Origin of the sequence: Spiroplasma endosymbiont of Polydrusus pterygomalis (assembly GCF_964030635.1) — a bacterium.
Taxonomy (GTDB): domain Bacteria; phylum Bacillota_I; class Bacilli_A; order Mycoplasmatales; family Mycoplasmataceae; genus Spiroplasma.
Genome location: NZ_OZ034909.1, coordinates 37,973 through 57,759 on the forward strand (window position 1 = coordinate 37,973; position 19,787 = coordinate 57,759).

At 27.8% G+C, this 19,787-nt stretch carries 26 protein-coding genes and 1 pseudogene; 9 read left to right on the forward strand and 18 right to left on the reverse strand.

The genetic code is table 4. The features are described 5' to 3' along the window. The first annotated feature begins 27 nt into the window (after window positions 1-27). Window positions 28-360, forward strand: coding sequence for a hypothetical protein (locus ACQH23_RS00215; RefSeq protein WP_425377673.1), 333 nt, complete (start codon window positions 28-30; stop codon window positions 358-360). A 25-nt stretch (window positions 361-385) separates the two neighbouring features. Here ACQH23_RS00215 and ACQH23_RS00220 read toward each other — a convergent pair whose 3' ends face one another. From ACQH23_RS00220 to ACQH23_RS00265, 10 genes are all read right to left on the reverse strand, one after another. Then, window positions 386-565 (reverse strand): hypothetical protein, encoded by a 180-nt coding sequence (locus tag ACQH23_RS00220; RefSeq protein WP_425377672.1) that lies wholly within the window; start codon window positions 563-565, stop codon window positions 386-388. A 4-nt stretch (window positions 566-569) separates the two neighbouring features. Next, window positions 570-1,040, reverse strand: coding sequence for a hypothetical protein (locus tag ACQH23_RS00225; protein ID WP_425378484.1), 471 nt, complete (start codon window positions 1,038-1,040; stop codon window positions 570-572). A gap of 110 nt (window positions 1,041-1,150) precedes the next feature. Then, window positions 1,151-1,891, reverse strand: coding sequence for a recombinase RecT (locus ACQH23_RS00230; RefSeq protein WP_425378485.1), 741 nt, complete (start codon window positions 1,889-1,891; stop codon window positions 1,151-1,153). 2 nt (window positions 1,892-1,893) lie between these two features. Then, complete coding sequence (locus tag ACQH23_RS00235; RefSeq protein WP_425377636.1) at window positions 1,894-2,670, reverse strand: hypothetical protein; 777 nt, start codon at window positions 2,668-2,670, stop codon at window positions 1,894-1,896. Window positions 2,671-2,672: 2 nt separating this feature from the next. Further along, window positions 2,673-2,819 carry a hypothetical protein gene (locus ACQH23_RS00240; protein WP_425377635.1) on the reverse strand — a complete coding sequence of 49 codons (147 nt, stop codon included), beginning with the start codon at window positions 2,817-2,819 and terminating at the stop codon, window positions 2,673-2,675. Further along, a complete protein-coding gene (locus ACQH23_RS00245) occupies window positions 2,812-3,102 on the reverse strand; it encodes a hypothetical protein (protein ID WP_425377634.1) in 291 nt (96 codons plus the stop codon). The genes ACQH23_RS00240 and ACQH23_RS00245 overlap by 8 nt, the downstream gene beginning before the upstream one ends. A gap of 13 nt (window positions 3,103-3,115) precedes the next feature. Continuing rightward, window positions 3,116-3,283 (reverse strand): hypothetical protein, encoded by a 168-nt coding sequence (locus tag ACQH23_RS00250; RefSeq protein WP_425378226.1) that lies wholly within the window; start codon window positions 3,281-3,283, stop codon window positions 3,116-3,118. A gap of 9 nt (window positions 3,284-3,292) precedes the next feature. After that, a complete protein-coding gene (locus tag ACQH23_RS00255) occupies window positions 3,293-3,610 on the reverse strand; it encodes a hypothetical protein (protein ID WP_425378225.1) in 318 nt (105 codons plus the stop codon). Window positions 3,611-4,126: 516 nt separating this feature from the next. Then, complete coding sequence (locus tag ACQH23_RS00260; protein ID WP_425378319.1) at window positions 4,127-4,366, reverse strand: hypothetical protein; 240 nt, start codon at window positions 4,364-4,366, stop codon at window positions 4,127-4,129. Between the two features lie 262 nt (window positions 4,367-4,628). Continuing rightward, window positions 4,629-5,588, reverse strand: a complete 960-nt coding sequence (locus tag ACQH23_RS00265) for a UPF0236 family transposase-like protein (protein ID WP_425378486.1) — start codon at window positions 5,586-5,588, stop codon at window positions 4,629-4,631. A 179-nt stretch (window positions 5,589-5,767) separates the two neighbouring features. Here ACQH23_RS00265 and uvrB point away from each other — a divergent pair, with 179 nt between their 5' ends. The 5 genes from uvrB to ACQH23_RS00290 are packed head-to-tail and all read left to right on the forward strand — an operon-like array spanning window position 5,768 to window position 12,192. Continuing rightward, window positions 5,768-7,732: an excinuclease ABC subunit UvrB gene (uvrB, locus tag ACQH23_RS00270; protein WP_425378487.1), complete on the forward strand. Its 1,965-nt coding sequence runs from the start codon at window positions 5,768-5,770 to the stop codon at window positions 7,730-7,732. 39 nt (window positions 7,733-7,771) lie between these two features. Beyond that, window positions 7,772-8,695, forward strand: coding sequence for an HPr(Ser) kinase/phosphatase (gene hprK / locus ACQH23_RS00275; RefSeq protein WP_425378488.1), 924 nt, complete (start codon window positions 7,772-7,774; stop codon window positions 8,693-8,695). Between the two features lie 21 nt (window positions 8,696-8,716). After that, a complete protein-coding gene (locus ACQH23_RS00280; RefSeq protein ID WP_425378489.1) occupies window positions 8,717-9,922 on the forward strand; it encodes a prolipoprotein diacylglyceryl transferase in 1,206 nt (401 codons plus the stop codon). Next, entirely contained in the window at window positions 9,906-10,847 is a 942-nt protein-coding gene (locus tag ACQH23_RS00285) for an NAD(P)/FAD-dependent oxidoreductase (protein WP_425378490.1), read from the forward strand. Before ACQH23_RS00280 ends, ACQH23_RS00285 begins: the two co-directional genes overlap by 17 nt. A 58-nt stretch (window positions 10,848-10,905) precedes the next feature. Then, entirely contained in the window at window positions 10,906-12,192 is a 1,287-nt protein-coding gene (locus ACQH23_RS00290) for a phosphoglycerate kinase (RefSeq protein ID WP_425378491.1), read from the forward strand. Window positions 12,193-12,277: 85 nt separating this feature from the next. Here the strand turns inward: ACQH23_RS00290 and ACQH23_RS00295 are convergent, their stop codons facing one another. The 8 genes and pseudogenes from ACQH23_RS00295 to ACQH23_RS00330 all read right to left on the reverse strand — a co-directional run bounded on the left by ACQH23_RS00295 (window position 12,278) and on the right by ACQH23_RS00330 (window position 16,074). Further along, window positions 12,278-12,460: a hypothetical protein gene (locus ACQH23_RS00295; protein WP_338955504.1), complete on the reverse strand. Its 183-nt coding sequence runs from the start codon at window positions 12,458-12,460 to the stop codon at window positions 12,278-12,280. A 182-nt stretch (window positions 12,461-12,642) separates the two neighbouring features. Continuing rightward, window positions 12,643-12,861: a hypothetical protein gene (locus ACQH23_RS00300; protein ID WP_425378492.1), complete on the reverse strand. Its 219-nt coding sequence runs from the start codon at window positions 12,859-12,861 to the stop codon at window positions 12,643-12,645. An 18-nt stretch (window positions 12,862-12,879) separates the two neighbouring features. Beyond that, entirely contained in the window at window positions 12,880-13,296 is a 417-nt protein-coding gene (locus ACQH23_RS00305; RefSeq protein ID WP_425378493.1) for a UPF0236 family transposase-like protein, read from the reverse strand. Then, window positions 13,283-14,098, reverse strand: coding sequence for a UPF0236 family transposase-like protein (locus ACQH23_RS00310; protein ID WP_425378494.1), 816 nt, complete (start codon window positions 14,096-14,098; stop codon window positions 13,283-13,285). Before ACQH23_RS00310 ends, ACQH23_RS00305 begins: the two co-directional genes overlap by 14 nt. Window positions 14,099-14,113: 15 nt before the next feature. Then, a complete protein-coding gene (locus ACQH23_RS00315) occupies window positions 14,114-14,398 on the reverse strand; it encodes a hypothetical protein (RefSeq protein ID WP_425378495.1) in 285 nt (94 codons plus the stop codon). Window positions 14,399-14,417: 19 nt separating this feature from the next. Continuing rightward, window positions 14,418-15,368, reverse strand: a complete 951-nt coding sequence (locus ACQH23_RS00320) for an IS30 family transposase (RefSeq protein WP_425377887.1) — start codon at window positions 15,366-15,368, stop codon at window positions 14,418-14,420. A 203-nt stretch (window positions 15,369-15,571) separates the two neighbouring features. Then, window positions 15,572-15,844 (reverse strand): annotated as a pseudogene (locus ACQH23_RS00325) (hypothetical protein); the annotation flags it as partial. After that, window positions 15,811-16,074: a hypothetical protein gene (locus ACQH23_RS00330; RefSeq protein WP_425377728.1), complete on the reverse strand. Its 264-nt coding sequence runs from the start codon at window positions 16,072-16,074 to the stop codon at window positions 15,811-15,813. The gene ACQH23_RS00330 and the pseudogene ACQH23_RS00325, both read right to left, overlap by 34 nt. A 307-nt stretch (window positions 16,075-16,381) precedes the next feature. Between ACQH23_RS00330 and ACQH23_RS00335 the strand changes: the two genes are divergently transcribed. The 3 genes from ACQH23_RS00335 to ACQH23_RS00345 all read left to right on the forward strand — a co-directional run bounded on the left by ACQH23_RS00335 (window position 16,382) and on the right by ACQH23_RS00345 (window position 19,761). Further along, window positions 16,382-18,721 carry a hypothetical protein gene (locus ACQH23_RS00335; protein WP_425378496.1) on the forward strand — a complete coding sequence of 780 codons (2,340 nt, stop codon included), beginning with the start codon at window positions 16,382-16,384 and terminating at the stop codon, window positions 18,719-18,721. 232 nt (window positions 18,722-18,953) lie between these two features. Next, window positions 18,954-19,136, forward strand: a complete 183-nt coding sequence (locus ACQH23_RS00340) for a transposase (RefSeq protein ID WP_425378497.1) — start codon at window positions 18,954-18,956, stop codon at window positions 19,134-19,136. 79 nt (window positions 19,137-19,215) lie between these two features. Continuing rightward, window positions 19,216-19,761 carry a hypothetical protein gene (locus tag ACQH23_RS00345; RefSeq protein WP_425378498.1) on the forward strand — a complete coding sequence of 182 codons (546 nt, stop codon included), beginning with the start codon at window positions 19,216-19,218 and terminating at the stop codon, window positions 19,759-19,761. Window positions 19,762-19,787 lie beyond the last annotated feature (26 nt).

The following is a 19,787-nucleotide window of genomic DNA, read 5'->3' on the forward strand; positions in this document are numbered from 1 at the left end:
ATTTATAAATTATTTTGTTCTGAAAGAATGGATGGCCACTGTTTAAGTAAGGATAAGAAAGGAAGCAAAAAAATGAATGAAACATTAATGATTGCTTTACTTGTGTTAGCTGGCGCTGGTGGAATGGGTAGTATTGGCATTCTTGGATTATCTGCTAAAAAAATTAAAAAATATAAAGCAGAACTTAGAGAATTAAGAACTGCTGTTATTGCCCACGAAAAACATTTACGAGGACCTGATTATGCAACAGAATTAGCCCTTAAAACAGGTCAAATTAAAAATGTTAAAAAACAAGTTAAAGTAAACGACAAAAAACAAGCACAAAAAGATGCTATTAGACAACTAACAAATAGTATTTAAAAAAATAACCAATTAAGGTTATTTTTTATTTTTCTTTGTTGTGACTTATATAAAAATTAATAAGATATTCTATTCGTTGTGAATAAGTATCAAAGTTAGATAATTTATTTCAAACTTTTTCTTCATTTTCATTTAAGTAAATATTAACATTTCGAATTTTACAAGAATAATATTTTCCTGTTTTTTGATTATATGATTTTTTCATAATATTAAACCTCATAATTAGCAATAATAATTGCATCTCGTAAATGATTACTTATTTTCTCATTATTATATTTTCAACCTTTACCATATTGATAAATTAAATTACTATCTTTATCAAATTTTCATATACAACTGTCATTATATTTACTTAAATTTTCCATATTTTTAACAATTGATTTAGTGTGTTTTGGTGATACTCAATTAATATTGTGTACTTTTTTTGTATTGTATTTAACTGTTCCAATTACTTTTAATAAATCATCCCTATCTTTACTTGCATTAGCAGATGTATATAAACAATCTTCAATATTAATAATTGCATCTGGTCTTAATACATCTAAAATAATATCGGGTTGTGTAATTAAATCATAATGTGTATATTCGGATTTATCAATTAATTTATTATCTTTAAAAGTAACGATAGCAGTAGTACCAGTCCCTGATGGGTCAATACCTATTTTTATCAAGTTGCTCATTCTTCATCATTATTATTAACTGTTGGTACTACATTAGAGATATCTTCTTCTTTAACTACATTATTGTTTGTATCCGCTATTTCTATATAAGATGAGGTATTTATATTGTTTTATAAGGGTTCATCGCTCATATGCCCCTTATTTTTGGCGACAGTAATATCATTAAAAGGTATATAATCAAAATTACCATCTTCTTTAATTTCTTTTTCATCTAAATCAATGTCAGTAATATCTACACCTAATTCTTGGGCTAATTTACGATATAATTTTGCTTCAACCATTTCTTTTGGTCATTTATTTCAAGGCGAATATTCACTATTTCCACTTGGACTACTATTTTTTAAACGGTCAATATCGGCTTTTCTTAATAAAATTCCTTTTGTTTCACCAGTTAAACGATTAATTCCAAAAGCATAAGCACCAATAATATTTTCATATTGACTGGTATTTGTCATAAAATCTATTTCATGTAATTTTGGTTTTTGTAAATCGGTATCTCATACAAATTTTTCACTTTTATAAATAATTCCTCGTTTTAACATTCAATTTTCTTGTTCCATTCTTTTTTGAAACACACTACTATCAATAATAGTTGTTAATTTATTTTTAAATGGAATAATATTAAAATCTTTTCCGAATATTAAACCTTTATTACTTAAATTAATAATTCCTAAGGCTGTAATTTTTCCATTATCAGCATTACCCACTAAATTCATATAACTTTGATTATTTTTTAATTTTAGTTCTTGTAAAGAAATTAAATTTTCTTGTAAATATTTAGCATTAACATTTAATTCATATGCTTTAACTGCTGTTGCTACTAATTCTTTTATTCCCATTTGATTATTCATAATTATTTCTCTCCTTTATTTATTTTGAATTTAATTCCATTAACACCAATAGTATTAATGTTTTTATTACTATCTCATTGTTTTTTAATTTCGTTTTTAACAATTTGTTCATCAACAATTAAATAATTTTTAATTAAATTAATAAGTTCTAATTTATCAGCATTTTGTAAAAAATCATCATTAACACCCAAAATATCAATATCTTTAATTAATATTTTTTCTTTCCGAAATTTACTAGTAGTTTTTTCTAAATCTTGTTCTATTTTTGCTACATCTTCCATAACACGAACTTGTTCATCTTCAATTTGGTCCATGTCTAACCCCATATCAGGCGTTAAGTTATTAGCATATTCAACCCGATTTTCTTGTTCTTGTTTTTTAGTTTGAATAAACTGTTGTTGTTTTAAGTATTGAACTTGTATTAGGCTATTTTTAATTTCAATTTTATTATTTTGAAGTACTTTTTCTAAATTAATAATATTAACTCTAATTCGATTTAATTCATCTTTAAAATCTTTTATTAATTCTAATGGTTCTCTAAAAACAAAATCAATTTTACTAATAGCACTGGGTATATCTTTTAAATGTATATCTTGATAACCATTTAATGCATAATGATTAAGATGACGATAGATAAACTCTGCTAATTCTTTACCGTGATTATCAATTCAATTTTTAATCGGTAATGCTTTTAAACTTAATTCTTTAAAATCATTACCTTTTAAATAAAATGGATAGGTAATATTTTTAATTTGATTATTTAACTTTAAATCTGCCATAATTAAATTTCCTCCAAATTCATATCCATAATTAAATTATCAATATATTCGTAAGCAGTCTCTTCTGAACAACATTCTTCTAATGCGATATTAAATAAATCTTCTTCGCTATAAACATAACCACTTTCATCTTTTCACATATTATTCATAATTTATCACTTCGTAGTCTGCTTCTTCATCTTCTAAATAATCATCTATTAAACCTTTAACCTCATCAATTTCATATCATTTTAAATTTAAATCAAAATCTTTTGGCAATGAAATATTACCTACATGTCGCTCTTCATTACCAAATTTAAGATATAAATTTAATTCTCAACTCATATCATAGTCACTATCAATTTGTGCATAAATAATATCTTTATTACTAATTTTTAATGCGTTATTATTAATTCATTTTTCATTTAAGTAATCACTAATACAATATGACATTTTCTTATTCCTCCTAATTATTTTTATTGTTTAATGCTCAATGTTCATCAGTCATATCTTCAAATGAAACTGGATAACTTTTAAGCATTAATTCATTCAATTTATTTTCTTTATTGCATTCTTTATGAAAACAATAACCTCAATATCTTTGTTTAAGACAAATTTTATTTAACTTTTTCATATAAACCTTCTAAATTATTTGTTTTATTTTTTTCTCAATTTGTAATATTTTTCAACCATCTGATGCTAAATCTAAAATATCGTTAATTTTGTAATGTTGCATATAAGAAGCAATAACGTCTCATTTATCTTCAAATAAATTTAAGTACATTTTTGCTCATTCTAAACACTGTAAATCATAATGATTTTTATGATGAGAAATACGACAATTAACAGGTTGACAATTCACTCAATCAAATGATGTTGTTATTTCACTTCAAGTTTTATTAATATACAAACTTTTATATTCCATTATATTTCCTCCTATTTTTAATTCGCTGGCACTCACTCCCAAGTGAAAGTGCCAAAGCGAGAATTAGTTATATAAGTATTTATCTATTTATTTACTACGCCATCCGCTTCACTGGGGGTGAGCGGTGGCGATAATATATTTAATATTTGTTTATTATTAGATAATAGACAGTTGTTTTTATGAGGTAAAGCCAGAGAATTCTCTCTCTTCATCCGCACTATTTCAAGTCAAAACGTTCAGTTTTTAAAATAAATTCACTTGCACCTTGAAGAGCCTGGTGCTGGCGTTGTGGTTTGTAGAACCGCTGCCATCCTCGATGGGACAATGTCTATCGCAAATTTATTTATAAAGTGTCCATCTCTATTTTTATTGTCGTTCGATGTTGACCTTGCACTTATCACGACTATCGCTTAGTTTAAATATAACCAGCGCCGATTTACATTTTTCCTCATACACTATTTCAGTACTTGCCTCGGCTGGCTGTGGGAATGAGCTTAAACTCATGTTCTTATGGAAGCACTTAGTTATTTAAAATAACCGTCCCACACTGCATTAAGTTGTTTTATAAAATCAAAGTTTAAAAGAACCAGTTTCTCAATCAAAGATAATTTTTGAATTTTCTAATTTTTTATAAAACCGCGTTTGTTTTTTATCTTTTGTACGATTTAATAAATCTTTATGTTTTTTACAAGTTCATAAAACTTTATTTGATAAAAATTCTTCGGTAATTAATGATATTGCTTTATAGCAATTATCAACATCACAGATTGTTTGTTGCGTATTAATTTCCATTACTTACTCCTTCCTTTAATATTAAGTTTTTTTATTTATTAGCCAAATTAATTAACTAAAACAGAGAAAGGACAACACCTTAAAATTGGAGAAAAAAAGGTACACTTTGTAAAAATTTCTAAGATATTTAATAAATGTGTAATACAACTTTTTCGTTAACTTAAAGTTGCGATAAAAAGTTTCTATTTTAAGAATTTAAGATGCTGCCCTTTCTCTGAATTAATTAATAATTATGGGTTTACAAATAAAAAAACAACCCTTTTTATTTAACAAGAGTTGTTTTTTGCCGCTTCATCGTACATGATACATAACATGGAAATGATCAATGATAAATTCAACATTGATGTGTTTTTCAACCGTTGAAATATATTGTGCACCATCAACCAAGCACAATAATTTTAGCTGTCTCGGGTGATTCATAATTTAAGTTAATAAATTCTTTAATTCCTTGTCAGTATTTTTTAGAGTTAATTTTTTTAACTTCATTAGTCATTGTTACTAGAAATTTGACATTATGCATTGTTTTTCGTATTGTTTTAGGATCTTTATAACTAGTATGAAAGACGGTTAAACGGATTCTTTTCTTAATTTTTAATCGTTTTTTGATTTGATAACTAATGGCATTGCGATATGCTTCATCGATTTCAATATAAATAACCCCATCATGTTTTAGTTTTGTATCTGGTTCATCTAGCGTTAGTTCTAACAAATGTTTAATATCAAACCGTTTAATAAGGTTAAAAATTGTTTTTTTTGTTATGTTAGCATTCCGATACATATTACAAATATCTTGATAACTAAAATTTATGCCTAATTTGCTGATTATTTCTAACGAAAAATCATAATCAAGTCGCTGATAACTTTCAATCCCTAATTGAATATCAAGTAAAAAGATCGTTTTTGGTTTTTTTGCCACTTGAAATTCTGGTTTTAAGATATATTTTCGTCGTTTAAAAGTAACTTCACCATTACGAAAAACCAAAGTTCGTTGATAAAATCCTTTTGGAATATAACGTGCTTTGCGTCAGTCCTTATTAAAAATATAGTTATCAATATATTCAAAAATATTTTTAAATAGTATTCAAGCTTCATAACTAATTTCATTGTTTAAATAGGATAATAGTGCTGTAATAGGGATATTGGGGCTAATTTCATTAATTAAATCAATAAAAGAGTTATTATTTTCGTTTAAAAACTCTTGGATTCTATTTATAATATTCATAGGATAGTTTTCTTTCTAATTTTTTTCAAACTTAATTATATTGAAAACTTTCTTTTTTATTTTCCCCAACTTTGGCAACGCAATCAAATATATTTACAATTCAGGTTTTTAAAATAATTAGTCGGAAAATTGATATAATTAAAGAACAGGGAACAAAGGCGTAAAGGAGTAGTGGGACAATGTTTAAATTAACATCAAATTATTTACCAGCAGGTGATCAACCATTAGCAATTGAAAAATTAACTACCAATTTATTAACAAATAAAAAGCATCAAGTTTTATTAGGAGCAACTGGAACGGGAAAAACATTTACGATGGCTAATGTTATTGAAAATTATCAAAAGCCAACGTTAGTAATGGCCCACAATAAGACATTAGCAATGCAATTATATGTTGAATTAAAAGAAATGTTTCCCAATAATAGTGTTGAGTATTTTGTTTCAAACTTTGATTTTTATCAACCAGAAGCTTATTTACCAGGGAAAGATTTATATATTGATAAAGATGCTCGCCAAAATATGGAATTAGATATGATGCGGTTAAGTGCTTTTAATGCGCTAACAACACGTAAAGATGTAATTGTTGTCGCATCGGTTGCTGCGATCTATGGGGCGCAAGATCCAAATGAATATAAAAAATCTTTTCTTCAAATTGCTCGTAATCAAAAAATTAGTAAAAAGGATTTAGCTAATTTTTTAGTATCATCAGGATATGTTCGTAATGATATTGAATTAATTTCCGGTAGTTTTAGTGCAAAAGGGGATGTTATTAAAATTGTTCCAGGATGAAATATTAAAACTTTTATCCGCATTGATTTGTTTGGTGATGAAATTGATGATTTAGCTTATATTGATGGAATAACAGGTGATGTTATTCAACGGTTATCAACGGTAACAATTTTTCCAGCGCAAGATTATATTACTTCACCAGAACGGTTAGTCAAAGCAATTAAATGAATTGAAGCGGAGTTAAAAGTTCGGTTAGAAGAATTAAAAGCAAATGGAAAAATTGTTGAGTTTCAACGATTAAAACAACGGACAGAATATGACTTAGATTCCTTACGAGAAAGTGGCATATGTTCAGGGATTGAAAATTACTCGCGTCATTTAGATTTACGTTCAGAAGGGGAAGCCCCTTATACTTTGATTGATTTTTTTGGTGATGATTTTTTAACTATTATTGATGAGTCCCATATGTCGTTACCTCAAATTCGGGCAATGTATAATACTGATCGAAGTCGAAAAGAGACATTAGTAAATTATGGCTTTCGTTTAAAAAGTGCATTGGATAATCGTCCTTTAAATTTTGATGAATTTAATCATAAATTAAAAAATGTTATTTATGTTTCAGCAACACCCGGTGATTATGAGGTCCAATTGGTTGATCACAAAGTTGTTGAACAAATTATTCGACCAACAGGTTTATTAGATCCAACCGTCGAAATAAAACCAACAACAGGGCAAATTGATGATATTATTGAACAAGTAAAAATCCGTTTGAAAAAGAATGAACGGGTGTTTATTACAACGTTAACAATTCGAATGTCTGAAGATTTAACAAGTTATTTACAAGAACAAAATATTAAAGTTGCATACTTACACAGTGAATTAAAAACCTTAGAACGTAGTCAAATCTTACTTGATTTACGAAAAGGTGTTTATGATTGTATTGTGGGTGTTAACTTAATTCGGGAAGGAATTGATATTCCAGAAGTTTCGTTAATTTGTATTCTTGATGCGGATAAGCAAGGCTTTTTACGTAATGAACGTAGTTTAATTCAATCAATTGGTCGGGCAGCGCGGAATGCGGAAGGGCACGTTATTTTATATGCTGATACTATTTCTGATGCAATGCAAAAAGCAATGCAAGAGACAGCGCGTCGTCGTCAAATTCAGGAAGCATATAATTTAAAATATCATATTACGCCAACAACAATTATTAAAAGTATTCGTGATTATACTAATATTAAACGCCAAGAAGATAAGTTACAGAAGATTAAAAATAAAAAATCAAAAGAATATCAAACAGCGAAAACAGCATTGTTAGCTGATTTACGAAAAGAAATGTATGAAGCAAGTAAGAAACTTTATTTTGAACGCGCCGCGGAATTACGCGATATTATTATTGAAATTGAAGCAGAATAACAATTTGTGATAGTATTAATTTACAGGGAGGAACTGAGAATGACAAAGTTTATTGTAAAAGATATTGTTGATAAATTTGGCTATGATGTTTTAGCAGGGAAAGATGGTATTAATAGGGCTGTTAAAATTTATGGTATTAACCGGCCAGGGTTAGAATTAGCTGGCTTTGATTTTGAAAAAAATAATATTAATCGTCGAGTAATTTTATTATCAAATAAAGAACAATTATTTGTAAACACCTTAAGTGAAAAAGTAAAAAAAGAACGGTATGAATATATTTTAAATGAAAACATTCCGATGATTATTTTAACGGAAAAGTTTACGGATAAAATATTATTAGAAATTGCGGAAAAACATAGTTGCCCCGTTGTTCGTGCTAGCAATATTACAACAAGTCGTTTATACCAACTAGTCTTAGAATTTTTTGATGAACATTTTGCTCCAGCAACAGAAGAGCACGCTTCGTTAATTAATGTTTTTGGGAAAGGAATTTTGTTAAGAGGAAAATCTGGGATTGGAAAATCAGAAATGACATTGGAATTAATTAAAAAGAATCATTTATTTGTTGGGGATGATCGTATTATTATTAAGCAGCGAAATAATCGTTTATATGGGCAATCCCATGAAATGTTAAAAAATTTAATTGAAGTTCGTGGTTTAGGAATTTTAGATTTAAGTAAAATTTATGGTTTACAAGTGTTATTAGATGAAACTAAAATTGATTTAGTGATTGAATTAATTCATTTAGACGATGAACAATATAAATCAATTGATCGGTTAGGGATTGAATATAAATATATTAAAATTTTAGATACAAAAGTCCCAATTATTACGGTTCCAGTTACCTATGGTCGGAATGTTAGTGAATTGGTTGAGACGGCAGTTTCAAAATTGAAGTTAGATGAAGCGGGAATTTCTTGCCTAAAAATTTTACAAGAGCGTTTTGAAGAATATTCAAAATAGAATTAAGAAGGAGTTTACGCAGTGAATTTAGCAACATGAATTGCCCATGATACTTATGGAAATTGATTTCGTCCATATTGACTTTTTATTTTTTGTGGTTTTGCAATTACCATTATTTTGTCGTGGGTTAATTTTCGGAAACGTGATATTCCAACCCAAGGTTTTTACTGAGGAATTTTTGTCATTACCCCAATTGCTTTATTAGGAGCCAGTTTGTTTGGCAAATATGATGTTAAGAATCAAATTTTCTTTTTTAATTTATTTGCCTTTTGAGAACCCGGAATGAGTATTCATGGAGGGTTAATTGTTGGTTTAATTACTGGTTGAATTTGATTTGGGTTTGAATCATGAAAGCATAATATTTCATTATGGGTTTATGCTGATTTAATTGTGCCAAATATTTTATCAGCCCAGGCGATTGGTCGTTGAGGGAACTTTTTTAATCATGAGTTGTTAGGAAGTCCAATTGCTCGGGAACAGTTAATGTGATTGCCAAGTTTTATTCGGGACAACCTTTTTAAATGATATGTTCCAATACCAGTGCCCGATAATTTTCATCCAACCAAGGCAATTGGTTTAAATGGCAATGGTGTTGACCCCACTGATTTTGCTAATGTTCAATATTTTCAACCAATATTCTTATATGAATCATTTGCGAATATTTTACTGTGAATTTTAATTGTGATTGCATTACCATTAATATTTCGTTATAGTTACTATTGACTGTTTAAAAAAGAAGAATCCGATTTTAGACAGTTATCGTGAAAAGGCGTTTGGGGAAAATGATATTATGATGTAAAACCTGATCTAATGATTGTTACTAACTTATCACAGCAAGTAAATTTACATAAAGTTTATTTTAAAAATAAAAATAAGATGACAAAAAAGCAAGTGATGAAATCTAAATGAAAATATTGTGGGGCAAGGTTAAAACAAATTTTTACAGCGGATGTTCGTGCATTAGAAAAAATAGAAAATCCACATCAATTAAAGATTTTACGTTGTGGTGTTAAAGCGGGAATGTACATTGCTGGTTATAATTTAATTCGGATAATTTTAGAAACACAACGAGATGACCATGATTTATTTTTAAAAAATATGCGAACATTAGACTATATTATTCTTAGTTTAATGATTGTTGTTGGTATTATTTTAATATTATTTGCCCAATGGATAGCTGTTAGAAAATGAAGAAAAGTCGGATGATTATATGAAAAACAATACTAATGAAATATATGATATTTTAGTAATTGGGGCTGGTCCTGGCGGGATAACTGCAGCCATTTATGGGGCTCGTGCAATGGCAAAAATCGCGATGATTGAAAAAGGGGCTCCTGGTGGCAAAGTAACAAAGACAAGTGAAATTGAAAACTATCCTGGTTTTGAGAGTATTCAAGGTCCTGATTTAGCAATAAAAATGTTTCAACAAACTCAGAAATTAAAAATCCCCTATCTTGCCGATCGCGTAATGAACATTACCAAAACAGATAATTTATTTAAATTAGAGCTATTTTCAAAAAAAGAAGTATTGGCAAAAGCAGTTATTGTCGCAACCGGAACGGTTGAACGAAAATTAGGCGTGCCTGGTGAATTAGAATTAGAAGGCCGCGGGGTTTCATATTGTGCTGTTTGTGATGGAGCTTTATATAAAGGGAAAGATGTCGTTGTTGTTGGCGGTGGCTATGCGGCGCTTGAAGAATCGCTTTATTTAGTGCGGTTTGTTAATAAAGTGACTTTAATTCATCGTCGTGATAAGTTCCGCGCTGATAATAATATTGTTGCGAAGGTAAAATCAAATCCCAAAATTAATTTGATTGTTGATACGGTCATAACCGAAATTAAGGATGTGGCCGAAAATCGTGTCACAGCGGTTGTTATTAAAAATGTTAAGACAGCGAAAATTGAACAATTAACAGTGAGTGCGATTTTCCCATATATTGGGGCAATTCCAACTAGTAGTTTTGCTGCCAAATTAGGGGTCTTAAATCCAGAAGGTTATTTCATTATTAATAATAAATGTTTAACAGCAATCCCAGGATTATACGCTGCTGGGGATGTTACTAATACAACATTACGGCAAATTGCAACAGCTGTTTGTGATGGAGCTAAAGCAGCCCAGTTTGCCTTAGAATATCTTGATAGTTGTAATTAAAACGGTAATTTTACGGTAAGATATATAGTGGATAAAAAAAGAAAGTGAGAAGGAATTTATGACGAACAAAAAAGAATTAAAAGATGTTCAAGTTAATGGAAAAAAAGTTTTAGTTCGTGTTGATTTTAATGTTCCAATGAAAGGTGGACAAGTAACAGATGATAATCGTATCGTTGCTGCGTTGCCAACAATTAAATATTTGTTAGGGCAAGAGGCAAAAGTTATTTTATTTTCCCATTTAGGAAAAGTAAAAACAGCAGCTGATTTAGAAAAACATGATATGGCCCCAGTTGCAAAAGTGTTAGAACAAAAATTAGGGCAACCAGTTAAATTTGTTAATGCTTTTGAAGGCAAAGAATTAGAAGATGCGATTAATCAAATGCATAATGAGGATGTTATTTTATTCCAAAATACCCGCTTTGCGGACATTATTAATAGTGATGGTCAAATTAATGTTGATAGTGATGGAAAAACAAATGCAAAACGAGAAAGTAAAAATGATGCTGCACTAGGAAAATATTGAGCAAGTTTAGGGGATGTTTTTGTTAATGATGCCTTTGGAACTACTCACCGTGCGCACGCTTCAAATGTTGGGATTGCTGCCAACATTACCGAATCATGTTTAGGGTTTTTAGTTGAAAAAGAAGTTAAAATGTTATCACAAGGGGTTGATAACCCAGTTAAACCATTTGTGGCAATTATTGGGGGAGCGAAAGTTTCTGACAAAATTGGCGTAATTGATCATTTATTAACTAAAGCAGATAAGATTTTAATTGGTGGAGGGATGGCTTATACATTTTTTGCTGCCCAAGGACACAAAATTGGTAATTCATTGTTAGAAAGTAATAAAGTGGCGATTGCAAAAGAATTTTTAGCAAAAGGAAAAAGGAAAATTATTTTACCAATTGACGCTTTAGAAGCGTCAGAATTTGCCGATGTTCCAGCGAAAGTTACTATTGGCGTTGATATTGACGATGGTTATAGGGGCTTAGATATTGGACCTAAAACAATTGAATTATTTAAAAAAGAATTAGCTGATGCAAAAACAGTGGCTTGAAATGGTCCCTTGGGAGTTTTCGAATTTAAAAATTATCGAATTGGAACCCAAGCAGTTTGTGAAGCAATTGCAGAATTAGAAGGGGCCTTTACTTTAATCGGTGGGGGAGATTCTGCCGCTGCGGCAATTCAATTAGGTTATAAAGATAAATTTACCCATATTTCAACTGGTGGTGGGGCTAGTTTAGAATATATGGAAGGTAAACCACTATTGGGAATTGAAGCGGTGCAAAATAAACAACAGGACAAAACGACAAAATGCAATGTTTCTTTTAACTGAGATATATAAATAAAAATTTTTCTAGATTATTATTAATATATAAAGTTAGGAGATAGTAGACTGCACCCTGTTTAGTAAGTATTAATAAAAAGGTTTACAAACTTTCATTTATTATATATTTTTCTTTTTGGTTTGAATATCATTTATTTCATTTTTTAACATCATTAATATATTCATTATGAGATTTATAATTTTTATTATGGATTGTTCCTTTTTTAAGTAATGAATGAAAACTTTCAATAATAATGTTGTCTGCACAATGATAATTTTTACCCATTGAAATTATAATTTTGTTATCTAAACATTTACTATTATAATCTTTAGATGTATATTGATATCCGTGATCTGAATGAATTATTGTTTTATTTATCTCTTTTTTTATTTTTTTAATTTTATTAATTGCATCATTTAAATTAGGCAGCTTGTAAAATGTTGGGGAAAAGTTTTCAGAATTAAGTTCTAATAATAATTATAAACTGTTTTTTTTAAAAGAGTTTTAGTATTTGATAATGTAGAAGCGGTGAATATTGGTAAGTTATATTGTTTAACTTCTGGATTATTCATCTTTTTAAATATTAATCTTCAAGTAATTTGTTCATTTTTTACTTGAAGATTTTTAATTTCTGTTAGTTCTTGAAAGGGATTAATCCCATTAGCTGTAAATTGTTTTAATAACATTACTTTGTAAATCGTTTTTTAATTAAATATTTTTGGTTTTGAACGAAACATTACTTTAATAATTCGAGCAATATAACTTTCAATGCGACAACCAATATTTTCTTGATATTTTCATTTTTGAATTGCTCCATAGTATGTTCTTAAATAATTAGATATTTCTTGTAACTTTCCTTTCGCTTCTTCGGTTTTAACAAGCTGATAAGCTCATTCAAGGTATTTTGTAACCTTGTTTCAGTTTAATTTTAGAATTGCTTTTCTAATTTTATTAAATAAATAACGTTTATAATATCGTGGACCACGGAGACAATCTTTAATTTTTTTAATAACATGGAAATGATCAATGATAAATTCAACATTGATGTGTTTTTCAACCGTTGAAATATATTGTGCACCATCAACCAAGCACAATAATTTTAGCTGTCTAGGGTGATTCATAATTTAAGTTAATAAATTCTTTAATTCCTTGTCAGTATTTTTTAGAGTTAATTTTTTTAACTTCATTAGTCATTGTTACTAGAAATTTGACATTATGCATTGTTTTTCGTATTGTTTTAGGATCTTTATAACCAGTATGAAAGACGGTTAAACGGATTCTTTTCTTAATTTTTAATCGTTTTTTGATTTGATAACTAATGGCATTGCGATATGCTTCATCGGTTTCAATATAAATAACCCCATCATGTTTTAGTTTTGTATCTGGTTCATCTAGCATTAGTTCTAACAAATGTTTAATATCAAACCGTTTAATAAGGTTAAAAATTGTTTTTTTTGTTATGTTAGCATTCCGATACATATTACAAATATCTTGATAACTAAAATTTATGCCTAATTTGCTGATTATTTCTAACGAAAAATCATAATCAAGTCGCTGATAACTTTCAATCCCTAATTGAATATCAAGTAAAAAAACCGTTTTTGGTTTTTTTGCCACTTGAAATTCTGGTTTTAAGATATATTTTCGTCGTTTAAAAGTAACTTCACCATTACGAAAAACCAAAGTTCGTTGATAAAATCCTTTTGGAATATAACGTGCTTTGCGTCAGTCCTTATTAAAAATATAGTTATCAATATATTCAAAAATATTTTTAAATAGTATTCAAGCTTCAGAACTAATTTCATTGTTTAAATAGGATAATAGTGCTGTAATAGGTATATTGGGGCTAATTTCATTAATTAAATCAATAAAAGAGTTATTATTTTCGTTTAAAAACTCTTGGATTATAGTTATAATATTCATAGGATAGTTTTCTTTCTAATTTTTTTCAAACTTAATTATATTGAAAACTTTTTTTATTTTCCCCAACTTTGGCAATGCAATCTTTAAATTATCAATTACAAGTTTGTTATTATTAAATTTTGATCATTTTACATCAATAATTTCTTTAGTATATCCATCAATTATTGTTGATTGATAATGTTTTTTACCATTTCAAATTAAATAAGTTACATCAGTAAATAAAATTGAAAATCTTTCTTTAATATCATTAAAATTACGATTTACTAAATCAGGATATTTAATTATATTTTTATTTGCCAAATTGTAAAGTTAAGTGCAACTAAATTATTTTTCTAACCAAATATTCGATTGGCGAAAGATAATTTAGTATTTTTCTTGGTCTTTGGTTTAAAGACAATATAAATTTATGAACTGCATTTTTAGTAGTATTTGAAAAATTAAATTTTTTAGGAAATTTTTCTCTAATTAAACCATTAGTATTTTCATTAGTACCTCTTTGTCAGGGTGAATATGCATTAGCAAAATAAATTTTCACATTTAAATTTTTTTCAAGTTGTTGTCAATTAGCAAATTCTTTACCACGATCAAATGTTATAGTCTTAACAAGATTATTTGGAAGAATTGATAAATAATGGCTAATATTTTCGTTAATAACTTTAGTAGTTCTATTTTCAACTAATATTGCTAAAGTAAATCTTGATGTTCTTTCAACTAAAGTTATTAAACATGATTTACTTTTACCTCGTGATGATACTACGGTATCACCTTCTCAATGACCAAGAGTTACGCGATTATTAACATTAGCATTTCGTTCTTTAATTGATTTACCATTAAATTTACCCCGATTTTCTTGATATTTTCGTTTCTTACCTTTTCTTCTTAAATTTTTATTAGTAACTTTTTCAAGTAATCCAGAATAAATTCAATTGTAAATTGTTTTAAAACTAATAATTCATTCTTTATGAAAATTTTTAATTCTGCCATAAATTTGTTCGGGTGATCAACCTAATAATAATTTTTGTTGTACATATTTTACTAATTCTCTATTTTTAAACTTATGAAAATAAATATGTGATTGTTTTCTATTTTCTGCTTTATTTTGTGCAATTAATGAAAAATAATGATTATTATCTTTATTTCTATTAACTTCTCGAATAATAGTACTAATACTTCGATTAAGATTTTTAGCTATTTCACTAATTTTTATTTTAAACTTCAATTGATTCTCAATATAAATTCTTTCATCTATGCCAAGATGTTTATATCCCATATAAAAACTCCTTGCTTTATTTTTTCTAAAATAAACTTAGCATCATAAAATTTTTATATGAGATTTTTTGCAATTTTATTTACTTGCACTTACAAGTATAATTCAGCATTTCTATTTTGTTTTATTAATATTTTTCTACGCATACGCTTTACATATTCAGCTTGAATATTATTTTCTTTCATAATTCGTAATACTTTCTTAGCATTATAAACAATGCCATAATCTTTTTTTAAATATTTGGTAATTCGACGATAACCAAATTGTTTTAAATTTTCTTCATAGACTTTTACAATATTTTTTAATGATTCGCTATCCTTACCATTACTTGAATAATTTTTATATTTATCTCAATAACTACGCTTTAAATCTGTTACATCAAGTAATAAATTTAGTGGATATTTATTAAGGTTTTCTTTGATAAAAAATACAATTTTTCTTTTATTTAATTGTAAAAGTCATGAAGCTTTTTTAGTAATTCATACCTAACTTTGTAATAGTTTAAATCTCTTTTTTCAAATGATTCTTTTGGACCTTTATTGGTGTTTAAAATTCCTTTCTTAAAATTTTCATACCATGAAGCAATAGTTTTTTTATTAATTGCATATTTTTTTGCAATAAAACTTATACTATTATTTTTAACCTCTTGTCCTATCCTTTTTCGAAAATCTGCTGTATATTTATTAAATTTTTGTCCTTTTCTTGCCATATAAAAATGCACCTCCTTTAAAAGTTTAGCAAAGACTTTTTTTCTTTACTTACTTTTTTGGGTGCAGTCTATTCTACAAAATTAAAAAACAAAATTAAAAATAAAAGGTATATAATTATTTTGTAATTAAATAAATAAAAAATAGAAACACAAGTAATTTTGATGTCACTGTGCTTACATAGAAAATTATAACAAAAATATAACTTAAAAATAATTAATTATAATTTGGTTTTTTAAATGTAATTGGTTATGGGAATATCAGCGGTGTGATATTTTATTTTTTATTTATTAGAAGGGAAACAAAGAAATGAAAAAATTAATTAGTTTATTAACTATATCAACGTTAGCAACGATCGTTACCGTACCATTGTTAGCTAACACAACACTAGTTCGTGTAAAACGTGATATTGGAATGACTAACTCAAACAACGATTACCTACCACTCGCTAATTTTAATAATATAGGCAAAAATGCAAAATCCTTTGCAGTTGATAATTTGGGTAATATTTATTTTGGTACAGAAAACGGATCTTTTTTTTTAAAGCAAGGTGAAACAAAACCAACTAAAATAAACGGTATTAATGGTACTGTCGTTTCTGTTGCAGTTGATAACAATAATAATGTTTATTTTGGAACAGGCAAAAATGTTTATAAGTTAGCCGTTAATTCAGACACTCCAATTAAAATAAATGGTATAAATGAATATATTTCATCAATAGTAATTAATTATATAAATAATGTTATTTATATTGCTTCAAATTTTAATATTTATTATTTAAATAGTAGTGATACAAAAGCAAATCTTTTAAATTTTAACTTTATTGAACAAATTAATAGTATATCTGTAAATAAAAGCAATGATTTAATTATTGGAGGAAAAAAATATGCCTATATTTTAAAACACGGGACAAATGCTCCAATTAAAATTGAAGTAAAAGGAAATATTAGAAATATAATTTTTAGTGTTCAAGACGATATTTATTTTAGTATAAACAAAAATTTATTTGTGATGAAAAAAGATTCATCAATACGACAACAAATAAAAGGTATTAATAATTATATTTTATCTGCCACATTAAGTTTAAATGGTAATTTATATTTTGGAACAGAAAATGGTGTTTATACATTACAAACTGCTTTGTCATGAACAAAAGAACAAAGTCAGTTTGCGTTGGTGGATAGTAGTAAAACGAAAATTTGAACACGAAGCGACTTGATTGCGGTTGATGGGGAGTTAAACATTGATATTGCGAACCCGAACATTGATAAAGTTGTGTTTGATAATATCCAACAAGAACAAACAAATAAACACTGGAAAATCAATGTGAAACCCGAAACTGCACCACGAGATCATAATTTACAAGTAACTTTTACTTTGGATGGAAAACAATACATCAGTGAAATTATTGTCTCTATGCAGGCCAAAATTGACCCGCCAACAAACCCCCCATCAGTTCAAGAAAATTTAAGTGATGTGATTAAATTTGGTACTGATAATAACTTAGGCAATATTTTAGATAACAACAACAAAACTATCATCTCAGCAATTAGTCAAAAAAAATCTCGTCAAGTTGATTTTTCACAAATTGCAATTGAAAAAAAAGATATGCATTCGGCAACTTTAACTGCCAAAAAAGATAGCAAAAGTTATACGGGTTCCGTTGTTGTTAAATACAATGTAGTTCCTGCAACGGTGGTTGATTTAAAAATTGATTTAAAACCAACATCACCATCAACACAAGTTGATATTGATTATGTTGGACAAATTGATAAAAACAGTATCACAAACCCAGTTAACACTTTATACTATGCAAATAGTGAAAGTGTTATCACAATGGTTAAACCAACCCTAAGCAATGTAATTACTGGGGTTAAACTTGATGGGTTACAGTTGGCAACAAATGATGATAAATATATCGTTGAATTATCTGACAATTTAGGACATAGTAACAACATTTATTTACAAATTGCACCAAAACAAGCAATAGCAAAATATTTTGATACAGATAATGGCAAGCAATTTGAAATATGATCAAAAGCAAATGAACACGACAATATCCGTGGTTATACTGCTAGTCAACTGAATAAGTTGTTTGAAGAAAGCAAAAATTGACAGCAACTAGCAAGGGATAGTCAACTTGCAACAGCTGTTGCTGATTGGTTTAAAACAAATGGTAAATTATCATCAAAAGAACCGTTGACAGCCGAGCAAGTGGTAGCACATTTAAAAACCCAAATTCCATCAAACATCACAATTGATGGGGTAAATACAAGCAATTATGATGTAAACAAGGTGGGGTTTGAACTAAACCAAAATGAGTTTAAACCCGGTGACAAAGTTAATAATGTTGTTAAATACAATGATGTTAAATCAGATGTTTTTAACCTACAAATTGAAAACAGCAACGCATCAAACAATGACAAAAAAGGATTAACGGGATGAGGAATTGTTGGAATTATTGTTGGTTCTTTATCAGGACTACTGCTTCTTGGGTGATTATTGAAAAAATTTGTAGTTATACCATTTATTTGCGAACTAATCCGCAAGAAAAAAGCGAAAGCGTTTGCTGAAAAAACCGCAAAAGACATCGACCAAACGAAAAAGGATGAAGCCAAAGAAGAAACAAAAAGAAAAGGAGGCAAATAATATGAATGACGTTGTGTAGATACAAACGGCAAATTTATATTTCCTGAATTGTAAATATATTTGGGACACTTTATTAGACTTCTTGCGATACTATGATAATCATTGCAAATTAATTCATAAAGAAAAAATACAAATAGGAATTTATACTGCAATGTTTCTTTTAACTGAGATATATAAATAAAAATTTTTCTAGATTATTATTAATATATAAAGTTAGGAGAAACATTTTTATATGGCTAAAGGTAAAATAAAAGGGTCTAAAGATCATTCTTTTGAATTTAAAGAAAAAATTGTTAATGAATATTCAATTAACAATAAATCTTATAGTGAAATAGCAAAAGAATATCATATTAGTTTAGCAACTATTTCAAAATGAGTAAATCAATTTCAACAAAATGTCCTTATCTTGTGATAATTTCGTAATAGTTATCTAACAAAAATTTCGCAACCATTTAAAATTAAAAATGGTGATAACATCGGAAAGAAAACTAACAATGAAAGAACAACATAAATACAAAACAATTGAAAAAATTATTAACAATAAAATATCAAAGCAAAGAGCTGCAAATATTTTACACTTATCAATTCGTCGCATTGAACAACTTATAAAACTTTATGATCCACAAAATAGTCAATCATTTGCTCACCATTCTCGTGGAAGGATAGCTCACAATAAAACAAATCCACAAATTTGTGAAAAGATTATAAATTTATATAAAACTAAATATATTGGCTTTAATTTTACTCATTTCAAAGAAAAATTAATCGAAAATGAAGGAATAAACATTTCATATTCAGTTTTATACAAATTAATGTCCTTAAATCAAATTAAAACACCTCGAAAGCAAAAAATAAAGAAAAAAGATAAAACCCACCCTTTAAGAGAACGTCGAAAATGTTTCGGCGAACTATTACAGTGAACATCATTGATTAGGACCAAATGGTCCAAAATGATTTTTACATGGCGCAATTGATGATACAACAAATACGGTTGTTGGATTATATTTTGCTTATCAAGAAACATTACAAGGTTATTATAATTTTTTACATCAAATTTTACGAAATT